Here is a 23,480-nt window from a genome sequence, read left to right on the forward strand (position 1 = left end):
GTTGACGCCCTCCCCCACTGTCGCTTCACTAGTAGAACGTGTTCTAACTTGCCGTTCTAACGTACCGGGATCGGGGCGGGACATGCACGTCGGATTCACACCGGCACAGGAGAAACTGCGGGCGTCGTTACGGGAGTACTTCGCCTCGCTCATGACACCCGCCCTGCGGGCTTCGCTCACCGACCCCACCGGGGAGTACGGCGACGGCGCCGCCTACCGGCAGATCGTGCGGCAGCTCGGACGCGACGGGTGGCTCACCATCGGCGGCCGGCCCCGCCTGGAGCAACTGATCTTCGCGGACGAGGCGGCGCTGGCCGGGGTGCCGGTGCCGTTCCTGACGCTCTACACGGTCGGGCCGACGATCGCCCGGCACGGATCGGCCGAGCAGCGCGCCACCCTCGTGCCACGGATCGAGGCCGGTGAGGTGCATTTCTCGATCGGCTACTCGGAGCCGTCCGCCGGCACCGACCTGGCGTCGCTGCGGACGAGAGCGGTCCGCGACGGCGACGACTACGTGATCACCGGGCAGAAGATGTGGACCAGCCTGATCCAGTACGCCGACTACGTGTGGCTGGCCTGCCGCACCGATCCCGACGCGCCCCGCCATAAGGGACTGTCGATCCTGATCGTGCCGACCGACGCCCCCGGCTTCTCCTGGACGCCGGTGCGGACCGTCGCCGGGCCGTCCACCAGCGCCACCTACTACGACGACGTGCGCGTGCCGGTGACGGCGCTGGTCGGCGAGGAGAACCAGGGATGGCGGCTGATCACCGACCAGCTCAACCACGAGCGGGTCGCGCTCACCTCGGCGGCGCCGCTGCAACGGGCGCTGCGGGAGGTCCGGGACTGGGCGGCCACGACCGGCGCCCTCGACCGCGAGTGGGTGCGGCTGCACCTGGCCCGGGTGCACGCCAAGACCGAGGCCCTGAAGCTGTTCAACTGGCGCGCCTGCGTGCAGGACGGCGCGCCGGCCGCACCACTCGCCTCCGCCGGGAAGGTGTACGGAACCGAACTGGCGATCGAGGCGTACCGGCTGCTCATGGAGGTGATCGGGCCCGCCGCGACGGTGCGGGAGGGATCGCCGGGTGCGGTGCTCGCCGGACGGATCGAGCGCATGTACCGGGCCTCACTGATCCTCACCTTCGGCGGCGGGGCCAACGAGGTGCAGCGCGACATCATCGCGGCCGGCGCGCTCGGCCTCCCGATCAAGCGATAGGAGCCGGCCGTGGACTTCTCGTTGAGTGACCCGTCGAAGGAGCTGGCCGGGCTGACCCGCGATCTCGCCGCCTCCGGGCGGCCCCTCTGGCCGGCCCTCGCCGAGTCGGGGGTGCTCGCCGCCGCGCTGCCGAAACGGGCCGGCGGCGAGGGTTACGGGCTGCCCGAGCAGTGCGCCGTCCTGATCGAGCTGGGCCGGGCCGCGGCCGACGTCCCCTACCTGCCGTCGATCGTCGCCGCGGCCTCGGCGATCGCCCATTTCGGCACGGACGAGCAGGTCACGTCCTGGGCCGCGCCCGCCGGCCGGGGCGAGCTGATCCTCACCGTCGCCCGTCCCGGCTCCACCCCGGCGGCCACCGAGGCCGCGCTGGTCCTGGTGCCCGGCCCGGACGGGGTCCGGCTGGCCTCCCGGAGTTCGGTGCAGGCCCAGGAGGTGTCCGGCAGCCCCGGCGCGGGCCTGGTCGCCTGCGATGCCGACGGTCCGATGATCGACGCGGCTGCCTGGCTGCGGACCCGGCTGACGATCGGCACCTGCGCGCTGCAGCTGGGCATCACCGAACGCGCGCTGGAGATGACCGCCGCCTATGCCCGGGAGCGGATCCAGTTCGGCCGCCCCATCGGCTCGTTCCAGGCGGTGTCGCAACGCCTGGCCGACGCGTGGATCGACGTGGAGGCGCTGCGACTGGCGCTCTGGCAGGCGGTGTACCGGCCGGAGCCCGCCGAGGTCGCCACCGCCGGATTCTGGGTGGCCGAGGCCGGGCACCGGGTGCTGCACGCCGCCGTCCATGTGCACGGCGGCGTCGGCATCGACATGGACCATCCGCTGCACCGGTACTTCCTGGCCGCCGAACACCACGAGTTCTCGCTCGGCGGCGCCACCGCCCAACTTCTCGACCTGGCCGAGGTGCTGACGTGAAATTCACCCTGGGAATCGCTCTGAGCCCGCTCGACCAGCTGACCGAGCTGGCCCGTACCGCCGAGGAATGTGGATTCGCCTCGATCGCCTTGCCGGACTCGCTGTTCTATTCGGAGCACGTCTCCGCGGACTACCCCTACACGCCGGACGGCAGCCGTTTCTGGAACGCCGACACGCCCTGGCCCGACCCGATGGTGGCGGCCGGCGCGATGGGGGCCGTCACGTCGCGGATCCGCTTCTACACCCAGGTCCTCAAACTGGACCCGCGGAACCCGCTGTTGCTGGCCCGGCAGATCGGGACGGTCGCGGTGCTCACCGGCAACCGTTTCGGCCTCGGTGTCGGTCTGGGCTGGTCGCCGGAGGAGTCGCACTGGTGCGGCGCCCCCTTCAAGGACCGCGGCGCCCGCGCCGACGAGGCCATCGAGATCATCCGCCGGATCCTGGCCGGCGGCATGGTGTCCTTCCACGGCAAACACTTCTCGTTCGAGAAGCTGCAGATGAGCCCGGCGCCCACCGAGCCGGTCCCGTTCTACGTCGGCGGCCACTCCGAGCCCGCGCTGCGCCGGGCCGCCCGGATCGGCGACGGATGGTCGTCCGCGATGATCCGATTCGACGATCTGCGGGCCACGATCGACCGGCTCGCCTCGTTGCGCGCCGAGTACGGCCGGGCCGGACTGCCCTTCGAGATCCAGTCGGTCTGCATCGACCGGCCCGGCCTCGACGGCTTCCGGCAGCAGGCCGAGATCGGCGTGACCGACGCGATCGTGGTGCCGTGGCGGCGCTTCGACGCCCCGATCGAGGAGAAACGCGACGCTCTCCACCGCTTCGCCGAGAAGTTCATCACCAAAATGCCATGACGCCGGTACGCCGGGCGCCCGCGCTCGGTGAATCGCCGTCGCGACAACGCGGTGCGGTCGCTGCCGTCAGCTCACCAGCCGTGCAGCACCAGCGGCTCGCCGCGTCCCACGGCCGCCAGGGCCACGGCCACATAGTCCACGAGATCGGACGGCAGCGCCCGGTCGTCGGCCCACCGCAGCTCACTGCACTTGTCCGGCTCGGCGATCCCGGGTTCGCCGTCCCACCGGTCCACGGAGAAGAACAGGTGCAGGTACTCCCGGTCCCCGTCGTGCTCGGGGGCCGCGTGCATCAGCAGCGCCAGCCGGCAGCCACCCGGGTCGGCGTCGATCCCCAGTTCCTCGCGCAGCTCCCGCACCAACCCGGTGACGGCGTCCTCGCCACCGTCGAGGTGGCCGGCGGGCAGGCTCCACTGCCCGTCCCGATAGCCGGTGCCATTGCGGCGCATCAGCAGCATCCGCTCCCGGTCGCGGAGGATCCCATAGACGGCGACAGCGGCTCGGAACGGCTCGAAAGGCACCGCGGAACCCTATCGCCACCGTCCGCGCTCCTCCGGGGGAACCACCGGAAGCGGGGCGGAGGGCAGCCGGAACCCCCCGCGGCCAGGCATGATCACCGGGTGAGCACCATCATCAAGTTCTTCGTCGCCGCGGACGACACCATCGCCGCCGGTGTCATGCAGGCCGGTCCGGGCCCGGACCTGGCGCCGGTCACCTACGGCAACTTCGACGTCTGGTCGGCGCTGGAGGAGTGGGAGAGTTTCCTGCTGCGGCGCGACCTCGCCGAGATAGTCGCGGACGGTGGCCCCATCGAGGTGGACGAGGACGACGACATCGTGGTCCTGCGGGTTCCCCCGGCGTTCACCAGGGCACTCGCCGACGCTGACGAGGTGACCCTGGACGACACGGCCGGCCGGTGGAACGCCAAGGGCGAGATCGACCGGGAACTCGCGCGGGAGATCGTCGGCGCGGTGGCCACGCTGGCCGCGACCGCGGTGCGTACCGAGGGCTCGCTGTACTGCTGGGTCTGCTGATCGAGAGCCGGCCCCGGCCGCCTCGTGGAACGCCAGGCCGGGCGGGGCGGGGCCGGCGCCGCCGGATGCCGGCCGGCTGGGCGGGGCGGGCACCGCCGGATGCCGGCCGACTGGGCGGGGCGGGCACCGCCGGATGCCGGCCGACTGGGCGGGGCGGGCACCGCCGGATGCCGGCCGACTGGGCACAATGAACCGGTGAGACGGCCGAGTGGACGCGTGATGGTCGGTGCCGCCGTGGTGACGGTCGTACTGCTGGTGGCCGCCGCGGGCGGGGCCGCGTGGTGGCGGTGGGACACCCAGCGCCAGCCACGCGTCGACGACGTGGTCACCGACATGAACACCGCCGTCGCCGACGCCGTCGCGGCCGCCGGCGAGGACGCCGCGGTCGCCGTCAGCCCGGTGGTCGCCGCCGCTGACTGCCGGCTCGGGCCCCTGCGGCCGGGCAAGATCTTCACCGGTAAGGCCGATCTCTACACCGACCCCGGTGGTGAGGATGCTCTGATCACCACGATCGAGCGGAATCTGCCGCCCCGCTACGCCGCCGGCCGGGGCACCGCAGTCGCGGGCGTGCGGCCACTGCAGGCTGACATCGGCACGGTCACCCTCTCGGTGCGGCGGTTGAGCCCGGGCTGGCTCGCCGTCACCGCCCGCAGCCGGTGCAGCCTGGGCGCCGCCACCGAACCAGCCGCGCCCACCGGCGCCGCACCGGGGATCACCGCCGTGACGCAGCTGTTGGCGGCCGCCGGCACCCGGCCCGCCGGCATCACGGAACAACGCCTGCGCTGCACGACCGGCGACATCGTCACCATCTCGGCGGTCAGCGAACGCACCGACACCGGCGACCTCACCGACCGGCTCGCCCCGGCCCTGCCTTCCACCGCCCGCCGGTTCACCACCGGCGACGCCAACCGGATCAGCTACCGCGACGGACCGGTGTCGGTCATCGTCGCCTCCTCCGACGACGGCACCGCCATCACCGCCCAGCACACCACCGGTTGCTGAGCGCGGGGACGACACCGGCCCGCGCGGCGTGGGCGGCTACGGGCGGTCAGGGTTCGGGCCCGGCGGGACGGAGTCCGGCGCCGGGGCGAGGGCGGAAAAGGAGATGGTGATGGTGGTGCCGCCGCCCGGGGTGTCGGTGATATCGATCCGGCCGTGGTGAACGCGCACGATCTGGCTGCAGATGGCCAGGCCGAGCCCGTAGCCGGGGATGTCGCGGTGCAGGCGCACGCACGGCAGCAGAACCTCGGCGCGGCGTGCGGCGGGGATGCCGATTCCGTTGTCGCATATCTGCAGACACCAGCCGTCCGGCGTTTCGCCGCCTCCGACGGCGATGCGGCACGCGCGCTGCGGGTCGCGGAACTTGAGCGAGTTGGTGATCAGATTGCGTACGAGAAGACGCAGGTGGTTGGGATCGGACTCGACGGCGGGCAGGTTGCCGACCTCGACGCTCGCGCCGGCATTGCTGATCTCCTGGCGAAGTTCGCCGACGATCTGCATCATGAGGCCCGGCAGGGCGACCGGGCAGTGCAGCTTCTCGGTGCCGATGCCGGCGTAGACGGCCAGGTCGGTGAGGGCGAGGTTCAGGCGTTCGGCGGCACGGGCGATGGTGTTCACGTCGGCGACGACCGTGTCCGCGTCGCTGTCGAACGCGTCTTCGGCCAGCAGCGAGGCGGTGCCGGTGATGGTCATCAGCGGACTGCGCAGATCGTGCGCGACCGCGCCCGCGAACTTCGCCAGCGCCTCGTGTGCGCGGTCCAGTTCTTGCCGGGTCTGCTCGCGTTCGGCGGCCAGCCGCACGAGTTCCCGGGTCCGGCGGCGTAACTCGAGCACGTCGATCACCAGGGTGGCGAGGTCCCCGAAACCGGTCTGCTGGGCCGGGGTCAGAGTACGCGGCTGATAGTCGTACAGGCACAGGGTGCCCAGCACGTGCCCGGCGCGGCCACGAAGCTGGGTGGCGGCATAGAACCGGACGTTGTCGATGACGCCGGTGACGAACGGGTTCTCGGCGAAACGTGGATCGGTGCGGGCGTCGGCGGCCATGACGGGACCCGGGCTGACCGCGGTGACCGCGCACAGGCTGTCCTCACGCCGGTGCACCGACTTCTCGTAACCGACGGCGGCGATCTGTACCTGCCGGTCCGGGGTGAGCACATTGATCATGGCGGTGGGCACTTCACACAGGTGTGCCGCCAGCGCGACGATGGCGTCGAGGTCGGGGATGTCGTCACCATCGAGCACGGCATACGCGTCCAGTTCCGCGGTCAGTTCACGTTCTTGTCCGCGACCTTCGCCCGAGGGCTGGATCAACGTTTGCGTGCCCATTCTCTGACCGCCTTCCGGGCCAGTGACGTCCCGGTCCTTGAGCTCACCGTAAACCCGCGTGATCGATCGAGTCGCCCAATCGGCCGGGGTGGTGAGCACTTGCGCCGGGAGCGTGTGCGAACCGGCATTTTTCGATCAGGAAGTTCCTGCTCGTTTCGACCCCATGGGTGATTTCCCGGAAGTCCGATTTCGGCAATCATTGCGGGAGATTGCGCGGCATCAGGCATCGGGCGTCGCGGCCGGGGCAGGGGGTAGGTGCCGGGTTGATGGATGCTTCGCGCTCGGCAGCCGGCAGCGATCCGGCTGGGGATCCGGAACATCAAGCTCGTGACGGATCCACCACGACGGCCGCACAGTTGGTGGAGGTGCACCGGTTGGCGGTGGCGGGCCGGGAGCCGGAGATCGCCCGCGACGTCGGGCATCGAGCAGCCAGGGTGTGGCTGCGCACGTCACGGTTCGCCGACGTCGCGGCCCTCGCGCGGGCCACGCTGACTCTGGGGCCGGACGCGGCCGCCCTCTACGACCTGGGCTGGGCCCAATCCTCCACCGGCCGGCCGTGGGACGCCCTCGCCTGTTACCGACAGGCCCTGGACCTGTACCGCGAGGCGTGCGACCGCCTGTACGTCGCAGCCACCCTCAGCAACATCGGCCTGGTGTACGACAACCTGGGTGACCGGCAGCAGGCCCTGAGCTACTACCAGCGAGCCGTGCCCATCCTGCGGGAGGCCGGCAACCGCGCCGGCGAGGCGACCGCCCTCAACAACATCGGCGCCGTGTACGACCACGTGGGTGACCGCCGGCAGGCTCTCACCTACTACCAGCAGGCCCTGCCCATCCGGCGGGAGGTCGGCGACCGCCCGGGCGAAGCAGTCACCCTCAACAACATGGGGAGCGCGTACGACAAGCTGGGGGACCGGCAGCAGGCCCTCACCTACTACCAGCAGGCCCTGCCCATCGCGTGCGAGGTCGGCGACCGCGGCGGCGAAGCGATCACCCTCAACAACATCGGCATGGTGTACGACAACCTCGGTGACCGCCAGCAGGCCCTCACCTACTACCACCAGGCCCTGCCCACCATGCGGGAGATCGGCAACCGCGCCGGCGAAGCAGCCACGCTCGGCAACATCGGCATGGTGTACAACAACCTGGGTGACCACCAGCAGGCTCTGACCCATTACCACCGAGCCCTGACCACCATGCGCGAGATCGGCAACCGCGCCGGCGAAGCGACCACGCTCAACAACATCAGCGTGATCCGGTTCCGGCAGGGTGATCTCGCCGGCGCGAAGGACGCGCTGGACGAGGTGCTGGAGATCCTCCGCGCGACGGGTGATCGCGGATCAGAGGCGACGGCGCGTTTCAATATGGCCCTCCTTTCGTCACGAATGGCGCGGGCGGATGAAGCCGTCGCATTCCAGCGCCAGGCCATCGCTCTGGCCGAGCGGACGAGGCACCCGGAGCTGGACCAGATGCGAGCGTTTCTCCTTCAACTGGAACAGATGACGAAAGGTCAGGCGATGGTCACTGCCACTGTCGAGGTGTCGGGAGCGTCCTCCGCGCATTGGGCCGCGGAACTGCACGCCACGCTCGCCGCGAACATCCGGCCGGGCGAGAACGTGTCGCCGGTGGAGGTGCAGCGATCCGCCGAATTGGTGATCGCCGTCATCGGGCTCGTGTTCGCGGGCGTCGACACGGCCAAGACGATCTGGGATTGGTGGCACTCCCGCCGGCCGGACGGCGCCACCGTCACCATTCTGCTCAGTGACGGCACCCGGCTCGACGTAGCCGATGTCAGCCACGCCGAGCTGGAGATCATCATCCAGCGGGCCCTGTCGCAACGCTGAAAGCAGAGCTGATCCGGTGGGCCAGATGAACGTCTTCGACCTGGAGATCTTCGAACAGACCTCCAGCTACTGCGAACTGCGCCTGTCCACCGGTACGGGCCCGCCGATGACCCGTGGCCTGGACAAGGCCGCCGTCGACCGGCTGATCGAGATCGTGGAACGCGATTACAGCCGGCACGCCATCGCCCAGCGGGTGTTCGGGTCACCGCAGTTGACCGATCTCGGCAAGAGGCTGTTCGCCTTCCTCGACGGCGACGAACGATGGCTGGCCCCGATTCTGCGTCACCCGCACGGCGCCACCTTGCGTGTCACGGCGCACGCGCGGCTGCGGCACCTGCCATGGGAACTGCTCGCCGAGAACGGCTCGTACCTGACCGTCTCCGCCCGCGCGCCGCTGCTACCGGTCCGGGTCACCGGCGCCGGCGCCACCCGCACGGCTCCCGCGAACCGGCCGCTGCGGGTGCTGTTCATGGCCAGCTCCCCGGAGGGCGTCGAGCCCGTGCTCAATTATGAACGGGAGGAGGCGGCCATCCTGAAGGCGACATCGCGCGCCGCCGCCGAACTGGTCGTCGAGGAGAGCGGCACCCTGGATGGGCTCCGGTTCCTCAGCCGTGACTACGGCGAGGGATATTTCGACGTGCTGCATCTGAGTGGGCACGCCACCATCGCCCCGGACGGGCAGCCCACCTTCCTGGCGGAGAACGAGATCGGCGGACTCGCCACCGTCACCGCCGACCAGATCGCCCAGGCCATGTTCGGGCATTGGCCCCGCCTGGTGTTCGTGTCCGGTTGCCTGACCGCGAACTCCCCCGACGGCGGCACGTTCCCGTCCATGAGTGAGAGTCTGGTCCGCGCCGGAGCCCCCGCCGTCCTGGGATGGGCGCTGCCGGTCGGCGACAACTCCGCGACCGACTTCGCCGCCGCGCTGTACCGGACCCTCGCCGACGGTGGGCCCCTCGACCGGGCCGTCGTCGAGGCCCGCCGGCATCTGTACACCGCCAAGAGCAGCGGCTGGCACCTGCTGCGCGTCTACGCCGACCAGTCCCCGCTGGCCCCGATGGTTTCGCCCCGGCTCGCCACGGGCCGGGCCTTGATCCACGCTCGCAGCGCCGACCAGGAATTCCTGGATCCACAGAATCCGTTTTCCCGGGTCGCCTCCCGGGCCACGTTCGTCGGACGACGACGCGTCATCCAGCGCTGCCTGCGCACCCTCGAAAAAGCCCGGGGCGACGGCGGCGCCGAGGCCCTCGTCCTGCACGGCATGGGCGGCCTCGGCAAGAGCAGCCTCGCCTCCCGGCTGCTGGAACGCATGCCGACCCACCAACGCGCCGTCTGGTACGGCCGCGTCGACCTGACCAAGTTCCGGGAACTCACCACCAAGATCATCTTCCCTGCCGTGGAACAGCAGATCGAGGCGGCCAAGCTGCTCGACAACAACCAGGCTCCCCTCCTTGTCCGTCTGCGTCACCTGCTGCACGTCGACGGTCCCCTGGGCCAGACCCCCTGCCTGTTCGTGTTCGACGACTTCGAGGAAGGCAACCTCGACGCACGCGACGACGGTCATGTGCTCTCCAGCGAGATGGCCGGCATCCTCCCCGCCCTGCTCGGCGCCATCCGCGACACCGGCAGCCCCAGCCGGGTCCTCATCACCAGCCGCTACCGGTTCCCGGCGCCTGCCGGGACCACCGTCGTCGTCGAGTCGTTGGAGAGCCTCACCAGCTTCGAGCAGGCCAAGAAGATCGCGAACCTGTCGAATCTGGGGCCCCGCTCTCCCGTCGACCCCGGCATCCGGGAACGTGCCATCGAGGCCGCGGCCGGCAACCCACGACTGCTCGACTGGCTCGACCTGATCGCCGCCGACACCACCCTCGACGTCGACGGCCTCATCACCGCCATCGAGAACGAAGCCGACCGGTTCCGCCGGGAGACCATCCTCGCCACGAAGCTCCTCAGCGCACAGGACCCCGAGCTGCAGAAGATGCTCGCCAAGGTCAACGTCGTCGAGCTGCCCGTCCCCGCCGAGACCGTGCAAGCCATCCACGACCACCCCGACGCTGCCGGCCACGTCAGACGGGCCGCCCAGCTCGGCCTGATCGAGGAGGGCACCGACCCGCGGACCGGCCGACCACGCTACTTCGTCTCCAACGTCCTGCGCCCCCTCATCCGCCCCCTGCTCACCGACGACGAATACACCCAGGCCTGCGCCGCCGCCGCCCGTTCCCTTCACAGGCTCTGGGTCACCGCCCCTGCCTCGACGAATCCCACGTCATGACGACCCCACGGCTCGCCCCGATCAGTCGAAGACGATCACGGCTCGGCCGGTGAGTGATCCGGCGGCGAGTTTCGCGTACGCCTCGTCGATCTCGCCGAACCCGAACTCCTCGACCTGGTTGTGGATGAGGCCGGCGCCGGCCAGGGCGATCACGTCCTGGGCGTCGGCGATCGATGAGCCCTGGAAGGTGAACACCTCGCCGTCGCGGGGCAGCGTCGAGAACCAGGGCCCGCGCAGCTTCCCGCCCGCCGAGCCGACCAGACCGTACGCCCCGCCGGTGCGGACCGCGGCGATTCCGGCCGCGATCGTCTCGTCGGCGCCGACGAAGTCGAGCACCACGTCCGCCTTGATCTTCTCCAGTGACGGGACGGCGGAGTGCGCGCCGACCGAGGAGGCGAACGAGCGGCGTGCGGGCAGCGGGTCCACGGCGACGACCCGTGCCGTGGTCAGCACTCGCAGGAACTGCACGGCGAACGCCCCCAGGCCGCCCGCGCCGAGCACGACGGCCGTGCCGCCGGCGGGCACGCGGGGCAGCGCCCGCCGCACCGCGTGATAGGCGGTGGCTCCGGCGTCGGTGAGCGGCCCGGCGTGCCGGGGATCGAGGTCTCCCAGCGGCAGCAGCGCCCGCCGGTCGCTGACCAGTACGAATGGCGCGAGCCCACCGTCGCGGCCGTATCCGCGCCCGGTGAGCCCGCGCGGGCATCCGCTGTCCTGACCTCGTACGCAGTACCGGCAGGCGCCGCAGGACGCCGGGGAGACCAGCGCCACCGGTTCGCCGGTGTCGGCGATCCAGCCGGCGGTCTCGTGGCCGAGGGTGAACGGCATGTTCCAGCCGAGCGCCTCACCCGTGGCGGCCGGGATGTGCCGCATGGTCAGGTCGGACCGGCAGAGTCCGCAGCCGGCGACCCGTACCAGCACCTCGCCGGGGCCGGGTGAGGGTTCGGGGACGGCAACGGTCTCCGGCGGTGCACCCCAGGTCGTCATCCGATACGCCAGCATGCCCTCCAGAGTGGAACGTGTTATCGCAGCCAGTCAATGGGAGATTGACCAAAAACTAGAACGAGTTCTATTGTGTGGTCGTGCTGACGAGACCGTTCGCGGACGCCATCGGCGAGGCCGAGAAGATCATCACCACGGCCCCCCACGTCCACGGCGAGCAGGACCTCGCCGAGGGCTACGACTACCTGGCCGGCAGCATCCGCGCCTCGGTGCAGATGGCCTGGGCCTACCAGCGGGACTTTCCCTATTTCATCCGCTCCACCGGCCCCTACACGAAACTCGGCCTGGACAATCCCGACACCCTCTACTTCCATGCCTGGCTGCGCGACGACGCCGAGTACGTCGTCACCGGGGTCCGCGGCACCACGGCCGACCTGAGCTTCCAGATCCTCGACGGCGACTACTCACCGGTCCGGGTGCCGGACAGTCTCACCGCCTTCGACGACCGGGAGATCGAGATCGCGCCCGACGGGTCGTACGAGATGAGGCTGGGAGCGGGCCTCAAGAAGGGGATGCTGGTGGTGCGGGAGGTCTTCAGCGACTGGGCCGCCGAGCGGCCCGGGATGCTGCGCATCCAGCGCGCGGACCGGATCGGCGCCGCCCCGCCGCCGCCCACGGTCGACGCGATGACCAAGCGGTACGGCGTAGCCGGCAAGATCCTGATCAGCCGGTTGCACACCTTCCTCGCCTTCGCCGAGCGGTTCTACCTCGGCCTGCCGGTCAACACGCTCACCGCGCCGCGGCCCACCCCCGGCGGGCTGTCCACCCAGTACTCCTCGGTCGGGCACTACGACCTCGACGACGACCAGGCGATAATCGTCACCGTGCCCGCCGGCGACGCCCCCTACCTGGGCGTCCAGTTGGGCAGCATGTGGTACGTCTCGCTCGACTACATCAACCACCAGACCAGCCTGACGCGCGACCAGGCCCGGACCGACCCGGACGGCATGATCCGGTACGTGATCAGCGAGCGGGACCCGGGTGTCGCGAACTGGCTGGAACGGACCGGGCACCGTCGTGGATACGTGCAGTTGCGCTGGCAGCGGCTCTCCCGCGAGCTGACCGCCGACGACGGGCCCCGGGTGGAGATCGTGGCCGTCGACGACCTGCCGAAGCGGTTGCCGTACCACACGCCGATCGGCCCGGAGGCGTGGCGGGAACGGATCGCCGCCCGGCAGGCCGCCGTCGCGGCCCGGATGCTGGGCTGACCCGGTGCTGCTCGCGGAGAAGGTGGTGCTGGTCGCCGGGGTCGGGCCGGGGCTCGGGCAGGCTGTCGCGCTGCGGGCCGCCCAGCAGGGCGCCGCGGTCGTGCTCGCCGCCCGTACCCCGAAGATCCTGGAAGATCTCGCCGGGAAGATCGGTGACCGGGCGCTGGCCGTGCCCGCCGACCTCTCCGACGAGACGGCGGTGCGGCGGCTCATCGACCGGGCGCTCGAGGCGTTCGGGCGCATCGACGTGCTGGTGCACAACGCGTTCACGATGCCGCCGATGCGCAGCCTCGGCAAAGTCGATCTCGACGATCTGCGGGCCGGGCTCAATGGGAACGTCCTCACCGCGTTGCGCGTGATCCGGCTGGCCACGCCCGCCCTGATCGAGTCCCGGGGCGCGGTCGTGGTCGTCAACTCGGCGGTGCTGCGGCACTCCCGGCGGCCGTTCGGGCCCTACAAGGTCGCGAAGGCGGCGCTGCTGGCGGCGACCCAGAACCTGGCGAGCGAACTCGGGCCGAAGGGGGTACGGGTCAACTCGGTCGCCCCCGGCTGGATCTGGGCCGACCAGTTGCGGGGCTGGTTCGAGTTCCAAGCCGCGCAGCGGGGCGTGCCGGCCCGGCAGATCTACGACGAGGTGGCCGCCACCATCGACCTGCGGCGGCTGCCCGAACCCGACGAGGTGGCCGACGCGATCGTGTTCCTGGCCTCCAGCCTGGCCCGGGGCGTCACCGGAGCCTGTCTCGACGTCAACTGCGGGGAGTTCCACCATTGACCACCACATCACGCACCGACGTCGGCACCGTCGCCGACCTGCGCTCGTCGGCCTCCCGGCTGACCGGCCTGGACGACTTCGGCAGCGGCGACGACTACCTCGACGGGCTTGCGGTGCTGCTCCGGTCGTACGCCGAAGAGGCGGCCCTGACCCCGGCCGGCAGCAAGCGGACCCGCGGCCTGCTGCGTGGCGCCCTGGCCTCCCGCCTGATCGCCGAGGCCGCGTGGCGGCAGTTCCCGGAGCACGCCGCCGCGCGGCTTCCGCGCCCGGTGTTCGTCACCGGGCTGCCGCGCACCGGGACCACCGCCCTGCACCGGCTGCTCACCGCCGACCCCGCCCATCAAGGGCCGGAGCTGTGGCTCACCGAGGTCCCGCAGCCGCGCCCGCCGCGCGACACCTGGCTCTCCCACCCCATCTTCGTCGCTCTCCAGGAGGCCTATCGCGGCGCCGGCCTCGACGGGGTGCACCACATGGGCCCGGACCAGGTCGAGGAGTGCTGGCGGCTGCTCTGCCAGTCGATGACCTCGGTGTCCTTCGAGTGCACGGCGCACATCCCGTCGTACTCGGCGTGGCTCGCGCAGCACGACTGGACCGCCGCGTACCGGCGGCACCGCCGCAACCTGCAGCTGATCGGCCTGCACGATCAGGATCGCCGGTGGATTCTGAAGAACCCCAGCCACCTGTTCGCCCTGGACGCCCTGCTCACGGTCTATCCGGACGCGGTGGTGATCCAGACCCACCGGGACCCCCGGACCGCCATCGCGTCGGTGTGCAGCCTCAACGCCCGCGCCTCGGCCGGCTGGTCGACGGTCTTCTCCGGCCCGGTCGTCGGCAAGGCGCAGCTGTCGCTGTGGTCACGAGGGCTGCGGCGCTTCCGCGCCGACCGCGCCCGGCACGATCCGGCCCGCTTCATCGACGTCCGCTACGAGGACTTCGTCGCCGCGCCGCTGCGCACCGTCGAGACGATCTACGACCGGCTGGGCGCCCGGCTGACCGGTCCGGCGCGGTCCGCGATGACCGCGCTGCACACCGGGACCATGCGGGGTCCGGCCAGACCGGCACACACCTACGACCTCGCTTCGTACGGCCTGACGACCGCCGACGTGGAGTCCGCTTTCGAACAGTGACCGTGGATCCGCCGCGCTACCGTGCCTCCTGTGTGGATCAGCGAACGTGGTTCCTCCGACCGGGTGCTGACCGGCGTCGCCGCGCTGCTCGCCGCCGCCTTCGTCCTCGCCCCGGCGCCGCTGGCGGCGATTCGGCCGGACGGCGGTTTCGCCGGCCAGGGGCAACTCGCCGGCGCACTGCGGGCGGCGTTCGCCGAGTTCTGGCGGTCCGGCGGCCAGTCGTTCTCGCCGAGCCTGACGAGTGTCGTCGACTACTGGCTCCGCTACCACCTCGTCAAGGCGGTGACGGCGGCGCTGCTGTTCGCCGTGCTCGCCGTGCTCGGGGCCCGTCTCTGGAAGGCCTTCACGCGGGGCGCCGGTCTCGGGGCGGGCCGGCGGGCCGCTCTCGCCTCGGCCGGTGTCGCGGTGACCGCGCTCGCGCTGTTCTCCCTCGCGCTGGTGATGGCGAACGTCCAGGGTTCGGTGACACCCTTCGCCTCCCTGCTGCCGATGCTGCTGGACGGCCCGGGCGGCGGCGAGTCCACCGCGACGCTCGACCAGGTCCGGCAGCGGCTCGCCGACGGCGGCCAGGCGTCCCCCGCCCTTCAAGTGATGATCGACGACTTCGCCCGGTACCACGTGGCGATGGCGGTGATCGCCGGTGTCGTGGCGGCCGGCATCACCGCTCTCAGCGTGCTGTTGTGGCGGCGGTTCGCGGCCACGGCGCGCACCGAGCGCCGGACCCGCCGGGTGCTCGCGTCGTTCGGCGTCGTCACCGCCCTGTTGCCGTTGGTCGCCGGCCTGATCGCGGTGGCGAACACGACGACCGCGCTCGACCCGGCGCCGGCCCTGCTGGCGTTCTTCGAAGGCGGCTGGTAACCGGCACGCGCCGCAGCCCGCCACCCGGCGGGCCACTTGCTCGTCACGCGCCGTGGGCCGGCACGACCCGCCGGGCCTGAGCCCGCCAGGGAGCGAGCTCGCCGATCGTCATCCCGACATCGCCGAGGATGCCACGCAGCGTGCCCGCCCCTGCAGCATGTCGCGGCCACGGGGTCGCCGCTGCTGCCTGGCTTCCGGAAAAAGTCGCTTGACCTCAACCACGGATGAGGTGGGAGGTTCGGGTCATGAGCATGGAATTCGCGGCTTGGAACTCGATGTACCACGTCATGAACCAGCAGGACGACAAGCGGCCGTTCTCCAAGGCCACGTTACGGCGGATCCTCGCGCTGGCCCGGCCACAACGGCGGGCGCTCACCGGGTTCCTGGCGCTGAGCGTGGTGACCGCCATCCTGGCCGTGGCGACACCGGTGCTGGCCGGCCGGGTCGTCGACGCCATCGTCGAAGGCCGGGAACAGCGCCTGGTGATGTGGCTGGCCGCCGGGATCGCGGTGATCGCGCTGACCGAGGCCGGTCTGGGACTGGTGCAGCGATGGCTGTCGGCCCGGCTCGGCGAAGGCCTGATCCTCGACCTGCGGACCAAGGTGTTCGACCACGTGCAGCGGATGCCGGTGGCGTTCTTCACCCGCACACGCACGGGGGCGCTGGTCAGCCGGCTCAACAACGATGTGATCGGGGCGCAGCGGGCGTTCAGCGACACCCTGTCGGGAGTCGTCGGCAACCTGGTCGCGCTGGTGCTCACACTGGTGGTGATGATCGGCATCTCGTGGCAGATCACCATGCTGTCGCTGCTGCTGCTGCCGGTGTTCGTGCTGCCGGCGCGCCGGATGGGCGGGCGGCTGGCCGGCCTCGAACGGGAAGCGGCCGAGCACAACGCGGCGATGAACACGCAGATGACCGAACGCTTCTCGGCGCCGGGAGCGACGCTGGTCAAACTCTACGGAAACCCGGAAGCCGAGTCGGCCGAGTTCGCCGCCCGGGCCCGGCGGGTCCGCGACATCGGAATCCGTACGGCGATGGCGCAGTGGGTGTTCCTGACCGCCTTGACGTCGGTGTCGGCGGTCGCGATCGCGCTGGTCTACGGGCTGGGCGGGTTCTACGCGCTGCGCGGTCAGCTCGACCCGGGCGCGGTCGTCGCCCTGGCCATCCTGCTGACCCGGCTGTACGCGCCGTTGACGAGCCTGGCAAGCGCCCGCGTCGAGGTGATGAGCGCCCTGGTCAGCTTCGAGCGGGTGTTCGAGGTGCTGGACCTGAAACCGCTGATCGAGGAGAAGCCCGGGGCGCGGCCGGTGCCGGACGGGCCGGTGGCGGTGGAGTTCGACGACGTGCGGTTCGCCTATCCGTCCGCCGACAAGGTGTCGCTGGCCTCGCTGGAGGAGGTCGCGACCCTGGACACCCGCGGAGGTGAGGAGGTGCTGCACGGCATCTCGTTCCGCGCCGAGCCGGGACAGATGGTCGCCCTGGTCGGTTCCTCCGGCGCGGGCAAGTCGACCATGGCGAGCCTGCTGCCACGGCTGTACGACACCGGCGCAGGGGCGGTGCGGCTGGCCGGCGTCGACGTCCGCGACCTGTCCTCCACCTCGCTGCGGCAGACCCTCGGCATGGTCACCCAGGACGGGCACCTGTTCCACGAGTCGGTCCGCGCCAACCTGCTGCTCGCCCGCCCCACCGCCACCGAGGACGAACTGTGGGACGTGCTGCGCCGCGCCCGCATCGCCGACCTGATCGAGTCGCTGCCGGACGGCCTGGACACGGTCGTCGGCGAGCGCGGGTACCGCCTCTCCGGCGGCGAACGGCAACGGCTCACCATCGCCCGGCTGCTGCTGGCCCGGCCCCGCGTCGTCGTCCTGGACGAGGCCACCGCGCATCTGGACTCGACGTCCGAGCAGGCGGTGCAGGCCGCGCTCGGTGAGGCTCTGGCCGGGCGGACCGCCGTGGTGATCGCACACCGGCTGTCCACGGTCCGGGCAGCCGACCAGATCCTGGTCATCGAGGACGGACGGGTGGTCGAGCGCGGCACCCACGCCGAACTGCTCGCCGTCGGCGGCCGTTACCAGGAGCTGTACCGCACCCAGTTCAGTGAAGGACCGCCGCCCGCCGTGTCGCTGGGGTGATCAGCCGCTCGGCGCGGGCGCGTTCACCGCTCGACGTCTCCCAGCCCAGGTCGGCGACCAGCACGATCGCCCGACCGGTCCGGGCGACGGCCACGTAGGTGTGGTGGGTGACCCGATCGTCGACGTGCTCCCAGGTCTGCGTCCAGCGCATCGTCAGCGTGTCCGTCCCGGACTTCTCGAGCCGCCAGTTCGGGCAGTCCCGGACGGCGGCGCGCAGCCGCCGCAGGTAGCGTTCGGCGGCGCCGGCGGGGTGCTGGGCCACGTACTCCAGGACGACCACCGGGGCCCGGTCGGCGTCGACGATCGCGGAGACGGCGCGATCGGCGGCCGGCTTCGGGGCGCGCATGCCGCACGGCCGGGGCGGGCGCAGCGCCGGCCAGCTCTCGGCGTCCGCCTCGCGGGTCTCGGCGCCACCCAGATCGGCCGGCCGCAGCATGGCCTCGTCCGGGATGCCGGCGTCCCGGCCTGCCGGCCGGGGCACCGCCCCGACGGAGACACCCGTGGCCTGGGCGGCTGCCCGCGGCATCGCCCCGGAAGGGACGCTCACCGTCCGGCCCACCACCCGCGGCATCGCCTCGGCAGCGACACTCGCGGGCCGACCAACCGCCCGCGGCGCCGCCTCGGCAGGGACGCTCGCTAGCCGGGCGACCTGCCGCGGCGTGGCGTCAATGGTGCCCTCGGCATGGGCGGCCGGAGCGGTGGCGACTCCCCCCGCGATCACGGCCAGTGCCGCGGCCAGGAAAGACCGGAAGACGAACATGCCACCCCCAACGATCGGCTCGCTGAATTCGACCCTACGCTCCGGCGCTTTGCGGATTCGTGTGTTAGGTTGGGCGTGTTGCAGTTTTGATTTCTAGAGACGTTTCCTGACGCCTGAAGGGCATCCGAGCCCCTCAGGCGTTTTTCGTCGGGCCCGGTTCCCCGGGTGGTCTTCAAGACTGTGACGCGGAGTTCCGCGCGGTGCGGCGCTCCACATGCTTGCGAGGAGAAAATCATGGCCACCGGTACCGTGAAGTGGTTCAACAGCGACAAGGGCTTCGGCTTCATCACCCAGGACAGCGGCGGCCCCGACGTGTTCGCCCACTTCTCGGCAATCGCAACGAGCGGTTTCCGCACGCTCGAGGAAAACCAGCGCGTGGAGTTCGAGGTCTCGCAGGGCGCGAAGGGCCCGCAGGCGGAGAACATCCGCACGATCTGACGAACCGCCGCCAGAGTCCGGGCCGGGAATGATCACTTAGCCGCCCGGAATTCCCTCTGGTGACGAAGAATCGAGAGCGTGTGAAAGTCAGGTCCGGTTCGGATCAGACTTTCACACGCTCTTCTTCGTTAGTTCACCTTTTCCGGAGTCCGAGCGCCGCCGTTCACCGTCGCCTTAGCCGTGGCCTGAACAGCACCCGGCATACCCGCTCCGACGCCCCCGCTCCCCCGACCAAGCACCGTCATAGCGCCGGCCCAGCACCCTCCAGGCGAGCACTTCCCCTCCCCGCCGATCCCGCCCGCCGGCCCGCCCCAGTCGGTCGGCCAGCACGGACCCAGGCCAGCCGTCGCTCAGACGTGCTGTCCGCCGCTGATGAGATGTCTGAGCTACGGCTGGGGCGGAATGGCCGCATGCTTTAAACTGTCGAGTTGAAACGATGGGCCGAACCGAAAGGACGCCGCCGATGCCGCTGGCCGATCTACCTTCCGCCGAGCGCCACCGCCAGATCTCCGCCGACTTCACCGCCCGCGTCGAGGGCGCCAAGGACTGGGACGCCCCCGCCCCGGTGGCCGGGTGGACCGCCCGGGACGTGGTCCGCCACCTCGTCGAGTGGCTGCCAGGTTTCCTCGCCTCCGGCGCCGGGGTCGAGCTGCCGAAGGGTCCCAGCGCCGACGACGACCCCGTTCAGGCCTGGCATACGCACAACGACGCCGTGCGGGAACTGCTCGACGACCCGCAAACGGCCGGTCGCGTCTTCACCAACCCGCACATCGGCGAGCTTCCGCTGGACCAGGCGATCGACCGCTTCTACACCACCGACGTCTTCATGCACACCTGGGACCTGGCTCGCGCCACCTCGCAGGACGACCGGCTCGACCCCGGCCTGTGCGCCGTCCTGCTGGCCGGGATGGAGCAGATGGAGGAGATCCTCCGCATGTCCGGCCAGTACGGCCCGGCCGTTCCCGTCCCGGCCGACGCCGGCCCGCAAGACCGCCTGATCGGCTTCATCGGCCGCGACCCTCACTGGACCCCAGCCTGAGGCCACGGCACGCTGGGCTCCGGGCTGAGACCGCGGCACGCCGGGCTCCGGGCTGGGCGGCCTCGGCCGTGACCCGCCGTGGCCTGCGACGCGACCAGCTCAGAGGAGTTTGTGCAGGCGTACGAGCGTCTCGTCCGCCTCGGTGACGAGATCGGTGAGCACCTCGGCGACCGGCCGCACCTCGTTCATCCGCCCGACGATCTGCCCGACCGGCATCGGCACGACCGTCGGGTCCCCGGACGCCATCAGGCGATCGTGGGCCTGCGACACCAGCAGATTCTGCAACGGCATCGGCAGCGGCGCCGGCGCCTCCCGATCCGACCAGGCCTCGGTCCAGCGGTTGCGGAGCAGCCGGGCCGGTTTACCGGAGTAGACCCGGCTGCGGACCGTGTCGCTGGACGACGCCCGCAGCAGGGCTTCGCGCAGCGCCGGCCCGCTCTGGTACTCCGTGGTGCCGAGCCAGACCGAGCCCATCCAGACGCCGCGGGCGCCGAGCGCGAGGGCGGCGGCGATCTGACGGCCGCTGCCGATGCCGCCGGCGGCCAGGACCGGCACGTCCACCGCGTCCACGACCTCGGGCACCAGCACCATGCCTGCGATCTCGCCGGTGTGGCCGCCGGCCTCGTACCCCTGGGCGACCACCAGGTCGACTCCGCTCGCGACGTGGCTGCGGGCGTGGTCGGCGCGGCCGGCCAGGGCGGCGACGAGCAGGCCGCGCTGGTGGGCCTGGGTGATGACGTCGGCCGGTGGTGGGCCGAGCGCGTTGGCGATCAGCCGCACCGGGTGGTTGAGGGCCACCTCGACGTGGCTGCGGGCGACCGAGTGCAGCCAGCCGAGCACGCCGGGCCGGGTGGACGCGGCGTCGAGCGGTGGCACGCCGAGGCGCAGCAGAGTGCTCTCGACGAAGTCCCGGTGTCCGGGAGGGATCATCTTTCCCAGGTCGTCGGGCAGACCTTCGGTGGGAACGCTGCTGGGCATGACGACGTCGACGCCGTAGGGGCGGCCGCCGGTGGAGTGGTCGAGCCAGGTGAGCACGGTGTCGAGTTCGGCGGCGTCGTTGAAGCGGACGCAGCCCAGCACGCCGAGCCCGCCGGCCCGGCTGATCGCGGCGACGACGTGCTCGGACGGGCTGAAGCCGACGATCGGGTGCTCGATGCCGAGCAGGTCGCACAGGTCAGTCCGCATCGTTCTCCCTCACGTACGTGTGCGCCCACCGGTAGTCGGCTTTGCCGCTGATGGTGCGGGCGATCCGGTCGACCAGCCAGACGGACCGGGGCACCTTGTATCCGGCGATCCGCTGCCGCACGTGGGCGTCGAGTTCGGAGAGGTCCAGCACGGCGGACGGCCGGGGTTGCACGAGGGCGGCCACCTTCTGCCCGAGCAGGTCGTCGGGCACACCGATGACCAGGGCGTCGAACACGTCCGGATGGGATTTGAGGGCGCCCTCCACCTCTTCGGGGAAGACCTTCTCGCCGCCGGTGTTGACGCACGTGTTGCCCCGGCCGAGCAGGGTGATCGTGCCGTCCTCCTCGAGCCGGGCCAGGTCGCCGGGGATCGCGTAGCGGACCCCGTCCACCTCGGTGAGCAGCGCGGCCGTCTTGACCGGATCGTTGCGGTAGCCGAGCGGCAGGTGGCCGCCCCGGGCCAGCCGGCCGATCACCCCCGGCGGCGCCTTGTTGCCGTGGTCGTCGATGACGATCGTGTCGGGGCCGGGCATCACCCGGGGGCCGTCGACGGCGCCGCCTTCCACGTCGGCGACGACGCCGAGGCCGGTGAACCCGGTCTCGGACGCGCCGATCGCGTCGGTGACCAGGACGTCCGGCAGCGCCAGGATGTACTGCCGTTTCACCGACGGCGAGAACAGCGCGGCACTCGACGAGATCGCCATCAGGGACGATCCGTCGTAGCCGCCGGCCAGGTAGGCCTCGATGATCGGCCGGGCCATCGCGTCGCCGATCAGCACCACCACGTTGACCTGGCGGCGTTCGATGGTGCGCCACACCTCGTCGGCGTCGAAGTGCGGCAGGAAGACGACCGTGTCACCGCCGAAGAGGGAGGCCAGGGCGGCCCACTGCGCGTTGCCGTGGATCAGCGGGGCCAGGCAGAGCCGCGTCATCCGCGGCATCTCGGCGCCGCGGCGGCTCTGTGCCCACTCGTCCTCCAGCGGGATGCCGGACATGAAGTCGATGCCGCCGCCGAGGACCCGCCAGGCGTCCTCGTGCCGCCACATCACACCTTTGGGGTATCCGGTGGTGCCGCCGGTGTAGAGCAGGTAGATGTCGTCACCGGAGCGCGGTTCGAAGTCGCGGTCCGGTTTACCGACCGCCAGCGCGTCCTCATAACTGACGCCCGGAATGTCCGCGACAGTGCCGTCCGGCAGGGCGATCGTGGTCTGCGGAGTGGCCCGCACAGCCTTGACGCGGGCCGAGAACCCACGGTCATGGATCAGCGCGGACAGTGAAGCGTCCTCGAACAGATACTGCAACTCGTTCTCGACGTAGCGATAGTTGACGTTGACGGCCACGGCACGGAGCTTGTACACGGCGATCATGGCCACCAGGGCCTCGATCGAGTTGCCCGCGTACAGCCCGACGTGGGCGCCCTTGCCCACTCCTCGACTTTGCAGGAAATGGGCCAATCGGTTGGCGCTCTCCTCCAGCTCCGCGTAGGTGATCTCACGCTCGCCGCAGGCCACCGCGACGCGATCTCCGAAGGCATCGACCGCGTGCTCGAACAGGTCCGCAATATTGGCCGCCATCAACGCAAAGTAGAACCTGTTATCGTTCCGAGGCAAGACTTGTGCAGCAGAAGGGAAACCGGGTGGACGCCCTCGTCGAACAGCGCGGTCCGATCCTGATCGTCACGATGAACCGGCCACGGGTCCGCAACGCGCTCTCCCCCGAGATGCTCGCCGTCATGCGCGACGCCTGGGACCGTGCCGACACCGACCCGGAGATCCGGGTCGTGATCCTCACCGGGGCCGGCGGCGCCTTCTGCGCCGGCGCCGACCTGCGCGCCATGACCGGCGATCACCCCGGAGACGGCTTCCGCAACGGCGGCGTCGACCTCTCCCGCATCGACGCCCTGCTCAAAGGCCGCCGCCTGACCAAACCGCTGATCGCCGCCGTCGAGGGCGCGGCCGTCGCCGGCGGCACCGAAATCCTCCAGGCCACCGACGTCCGGGTGGCCGGCGAGAGCGCCCGATTCGGCGTCTCCGAGGCGCGCTGGGGGCTGTTCCCGCTCGGCGGCTCCGCGGTCCGCCTGCCACGCCAGCTGCCCTACACCGTCGCCGCCGAACTGCTGCTCACCGGCCGCCACCTGACCGCGGCCGAGGCGAAGGAGATCGGCCTGATCGGCCACGTCGTCCCCGACGGCCAGGCCCTCACGGAGGCGCTTTCGCTGGCGGAGACCATCGCCGCCAATGGGCCCCTGGCGGTCCAGGCGATCCTGCGCACCATCCGCGAGACCGAGGGCCTGCCCGAGAACGACGCCTTCGCCGTCGAATCGCGCATCGGCATGGAGGTCTTCACCTCCGACGATGCCAAGGAAGGCCCGAGGGCCTTCATCGAGAAGCGGAAACCCCAGTTCAAAGGCATCTAGATGGCGTACGGCCAGGCGGCCCCACCGAAGATCTGACCGTCCCGCACCACCACGCGACGTGGGCGCCACACCGGACCGCAGCGCCCC

The 23,480-nt window shown here is 71.0% G+C and carries 21 protein-coding genes; 15 read left to right on the forward strand and 6 right to left on the reverse strand.

The features are described from left to right. Positions 1–82 precede the first annotated feature (82 nt). Genes QLQ12_RS01945 through QLQ12_RS01955 form a run of 3 tightly spaced genes read left to right on the forward strand, consistent with a single transcriptional unit; the run spans position 83 to position 2,988 of the window. On the forward strand, positions 83–1,216 hold the full coding sequence (locus tag QLQ12_RS01945) for an acyl-CoA dehydrogenase family protein (protein ID WP_282756739.1): 1,134 nt from the start codon (positions 83–85) through the stop codon (positions 1,214–1,216). 21 nt (positions 1,217–1,237) lie between these two features. Next, positions 1,238–2,131 (forward strand): acyl-CoA dehydrogenase family protein, encoded by an 894-nt coding sequence (locus tag QLQ12_RS01950; RefSeq protein ID WP_407651393.1) that lies wholly within the window; start codon positions 1,238–1,240, stop codon positions 2,129–2,131. Next, positions 2,128–2,988: a TIGR03619 family F420-dependent LLM class oxidoreductase gene (locus QLQ12_RS01955; RefSeq protein WP_282756743.1), complete on the forward strand. Its 861-nt coding sequence runs from the start codon at positions 2,128–2,130 to the stop codon at positions 2,986–2,988. The genes QLQ12_RS01950 and QLQ12_RS01955 overlap by 4 nt, the downstream gene beginning before the upstream one ends. Positions 2,989–3,059: 71 nt before the next feature. On the opposite strand, the gene QLQ12_RS01960 is transcribed toward QLQ12_RS01955, so the two are convergent. Then, positions 3,060–3,506 carry an NUDIX hydrolase gene (locus QLQ12_RS01960; RefSeq protein WP_282756745.1) on the reverse strand — a complete coding sequence of 149 codons (447 nt, stop codon included), beginning with the start codon at positions 3,504–3,506 and terminating at the stop codon, positions 3,060–3,062. A gap of 99 nt (positions 3,507–3,605) precedes the next feature. Between QLQ12_RS01960 and QLQ12_RS01965 the strand changes: the two genes are divergently transcribed. Both QLQ12_RS01965 and QLQ12_RS01970 read left to right on the forward strand, forming a co-directional pair. Next, a complete protein-coding gene (locus tag QLQ12_RS01965; protein ID WP_282756747.1) occupies positions 3,606–4,019 on the forward strand; it encodes a hypothetical protein in 414 nt (137 codons plus the stop codon). 195 nt (positions 4,020–4,214) lie between these two features. Next, positions 4,215–5,021 (forward strand): hypothetical protein, encoded by an 807-nt coding sequence (locus QLQ12_RS01970; protein WP_282756749.1) that lies wholly within the window; start codon positions 4,215–4,217, stop codon positions 5,019–5,021. Between the two features lie 36 nt (positions 5,022–5,057). On the opposite strand, the gene QLQ12_RS01975 is transcribed toward QLQ12_RS01970, so the two are convergent. Further along, positions 5,058–6,344 carry a GAF domain-containing sensor histidine kinase gene (locus tag QLQ12_RS01975; protein ID WP_282756751.1) on the reverse strand — a complete coding sequence of 429 codons (1,287 nt, stop codon included), beginning with the start codon at positions 6,342–6,344 and terminating at the stop codon, positions 5,058–5,060. 266 nt (positions 6,345–6,610) lie between these two features. On the opposite strand from QLQ12_RS01975, the gene QLQ12_RS01980 reads away from it, so the two are divergent. Then, the gene (locus QLQ12_RS01980; protein ID WP_282756753.1) at positions 6,611–8,188 is read left to right on the forward strand and encodes a tetratricopeptide repeat protein; all 1,578 of its coding nucleotides are present in this window, start codon (positions 6,611–6,613) and stop codon (positions 8,186–8,188) included. Positions 8,189–8,213: 25 nt separating this feature from the next. Then, positions 8,214–10,460, forward strand: a complete 2,247-nt coding sequence (locus QLQ12_RS01985) for a CHAT domain-containing protein (RefSeq protein WP_282756754.1) — start codon at positions 8,214–8,216, stop codon at positions 10,458–10,460. A gap of 21 nt (positions 10,461–10,481) precedes the next feature. Here the strand turns inward: QLQ12_RS01985 and QLQ12_RS01990 are convergent, their stop codons facing one another. Further along, entirely contained in the window at positions 10,482–11,459 is a 978-nt protein-coding gene (locus QLQ12_RS01990) for an alcohol dehydrogenase catalytic domain-containing protein (RefSeq protein WP_282756755.1), read from the reverse strand. Between the two features lie 80 nt (positions 11,460–11,539). On the opposite strand from QLQ12_RS01990, the gene QLQ12_RS01995 reads away from it, so the two are divergent. The 5 genes from QLQ12_RS01995 (at position 11,540) to QLQ12_RS02015 (ending at position 17,556) form a co-directional block, all read left to right on the forward strand. Next, a complete protein-coding gene (locus tag QLQ12_RS01995) occupies positions 11,540–12,667 on the forward strand; it encodes a hypothetical protein (RefSeq protein ID WP_282756757.1) in 1,128 nt (375 codons plus the stop codon). Between the two features lie 4 nt (positions 12,668–12,671). Beyond that, the gene (locus tag QLQ12_RS02000) at positions 12,672–13,439 is read left to right on the forward strand and encodes an SDR family oxidoreductase (protein ID WP_282756758.1); all 768 of its coding nucleotides are present in this window, start codon (positions 12,672–12,674) and stop codon (positions 13,437–13,439) included. Then, a complete protein-coding gene (locus tag QLQ12_RS02005; protein WP_282756759.1) occupies positions 13,436–14,566 on the forward strand; it encodes a sulfotransferase family protein in 1,131 nt (376 codons plus the stop codon). Before QLQ12_RS02000 ends, QLQ12_RS02005 begins: the two co-directional genes overlap by 4 nt. Before the next feature lie 30 nt (positions 14,567–14,596). Further along, positions 14,597–15,424: a hypothetical protein gene (locus tag QLQ12_RS02010; protein ID WP_282756760.1), complete on the forward strand. Its 828-nt coding sequence runs from the start codon at positions 14,597–14,599 to the stop codon at positions 15,422–15,424. A gap of 245 nt (positions 15,425–15,669) precedes the next feature. Then, positions 15,670–17,556: an ABC transporter ATP-binding protein gene (locus QLQ12_RS02015; RefSeq protein ID WP_282756761.1), complete on the forward strand. Its 1,887-nt coding sequence runs from the start codon at positions 15,670–15,672 to the stop codon at positions 17,554–17,556. Here the strand turns inward: QLQ12_RS02015 and QLQ12_RS02020 are convergent. Further along, positions 17,519–18,316 carry a hypothetical protein gene (locus QLQ12_RS02020; RefSeq protein ID WP_282756762.1) on the reverse strand — a complete coding sequence of 266 codons (798 nt, stop codon included), beginning with the start codon at positions 18,314–18,316 and terminating at the stop codon, positions 17,519–17,521. The genes QLQ12_RS02015 and QLQ12_RS02020 overlap by 38 nt on opposite strands. Positions 18,317–18,550: 234 nt before the next feature. On the opposite strand from QLQ12_RS02020, the gene QLQ12_RS02025 reads away from it, so the two are divergent. After that, a complete protein-coding gene (locus tag QLQ12_RS02025; protein WP_282756764.1) occupies positions 18,551–18,754 on the forward strand; it encodes a cold-shock protein in 204 nt (67 codons plus the stop codon). Positions 18,755–19,217: 463 nt separating this feature from the next. Next, positions 19,218–19,793 (forward strand): TIGR03086 family metal-binding protein, encoded by a 576-nt coding sequence (locus tag QLQ12_RS02030; RefSeq protein WP_282756766.1) that lies wholly within the window; start codon positions 19,218–19,220, stop codon positions 19,791–19,793. 99 nt (positions 19,794–19,892) lie between these two features. Here the strand turns inward: QLQ12_RS02030 and QLQ12_RS02035 are convergent, their stop codons facing one another. Further along, positions 19,893–20,978: an NAD(P)H-dependent flavin oxidoreductase gene (locus QLQ12_RS02035; protein ID WP_282756767.1), complete on the reverse strand. Its 1,086-nt coding sequence runs from the start codon at positions 20,976–20,978 to the stop codon at positions 19,893–19,895. Further along, a complete protein-coding gene (locus QLQ12_RS02040) occupies positions 20,968–22,551 on the reverse strand; it encodes an acyl-CoA synthetase (RefSeq protein ID WP_282756769.1) in 1,584 nt (527 codons plus the stop codon). The genes QLQ12_RS02035 and QLQ12_RS02040 overlap by 11 nt, the downstream gene beginning before the upstream one ends. 62 nt (positions 22,552–22,613) lie before the next feature. Between QLQ12_RS02040 and QLQ12_RS02045 the strand changes: the two genes are divergently transcribed. Next, positions 22,614–23,393, forward strand: coding sequence for a crotonase/enoyl-CoA hydratase family protein (locus QLQ12_RS02045; protein WP_282756771.1), 780 nt, complete (start codon positions 22,614–22,616; stop codon positions 23,391–23,393). The last annotated feature ends 87 nt before the right edge of the window (positions 23,394–23,480 follow it).

Origin of the sequence: Actinoplanes sandaracinus, assembly GCF_030009775.1 — a bacterium.
GTDB lineage: Bacteria > Actinomycetota > Actinomycetes > Mycobacteriales > Micromonosporaceae > Actinoplanes > Actinoplanes sandaracinus.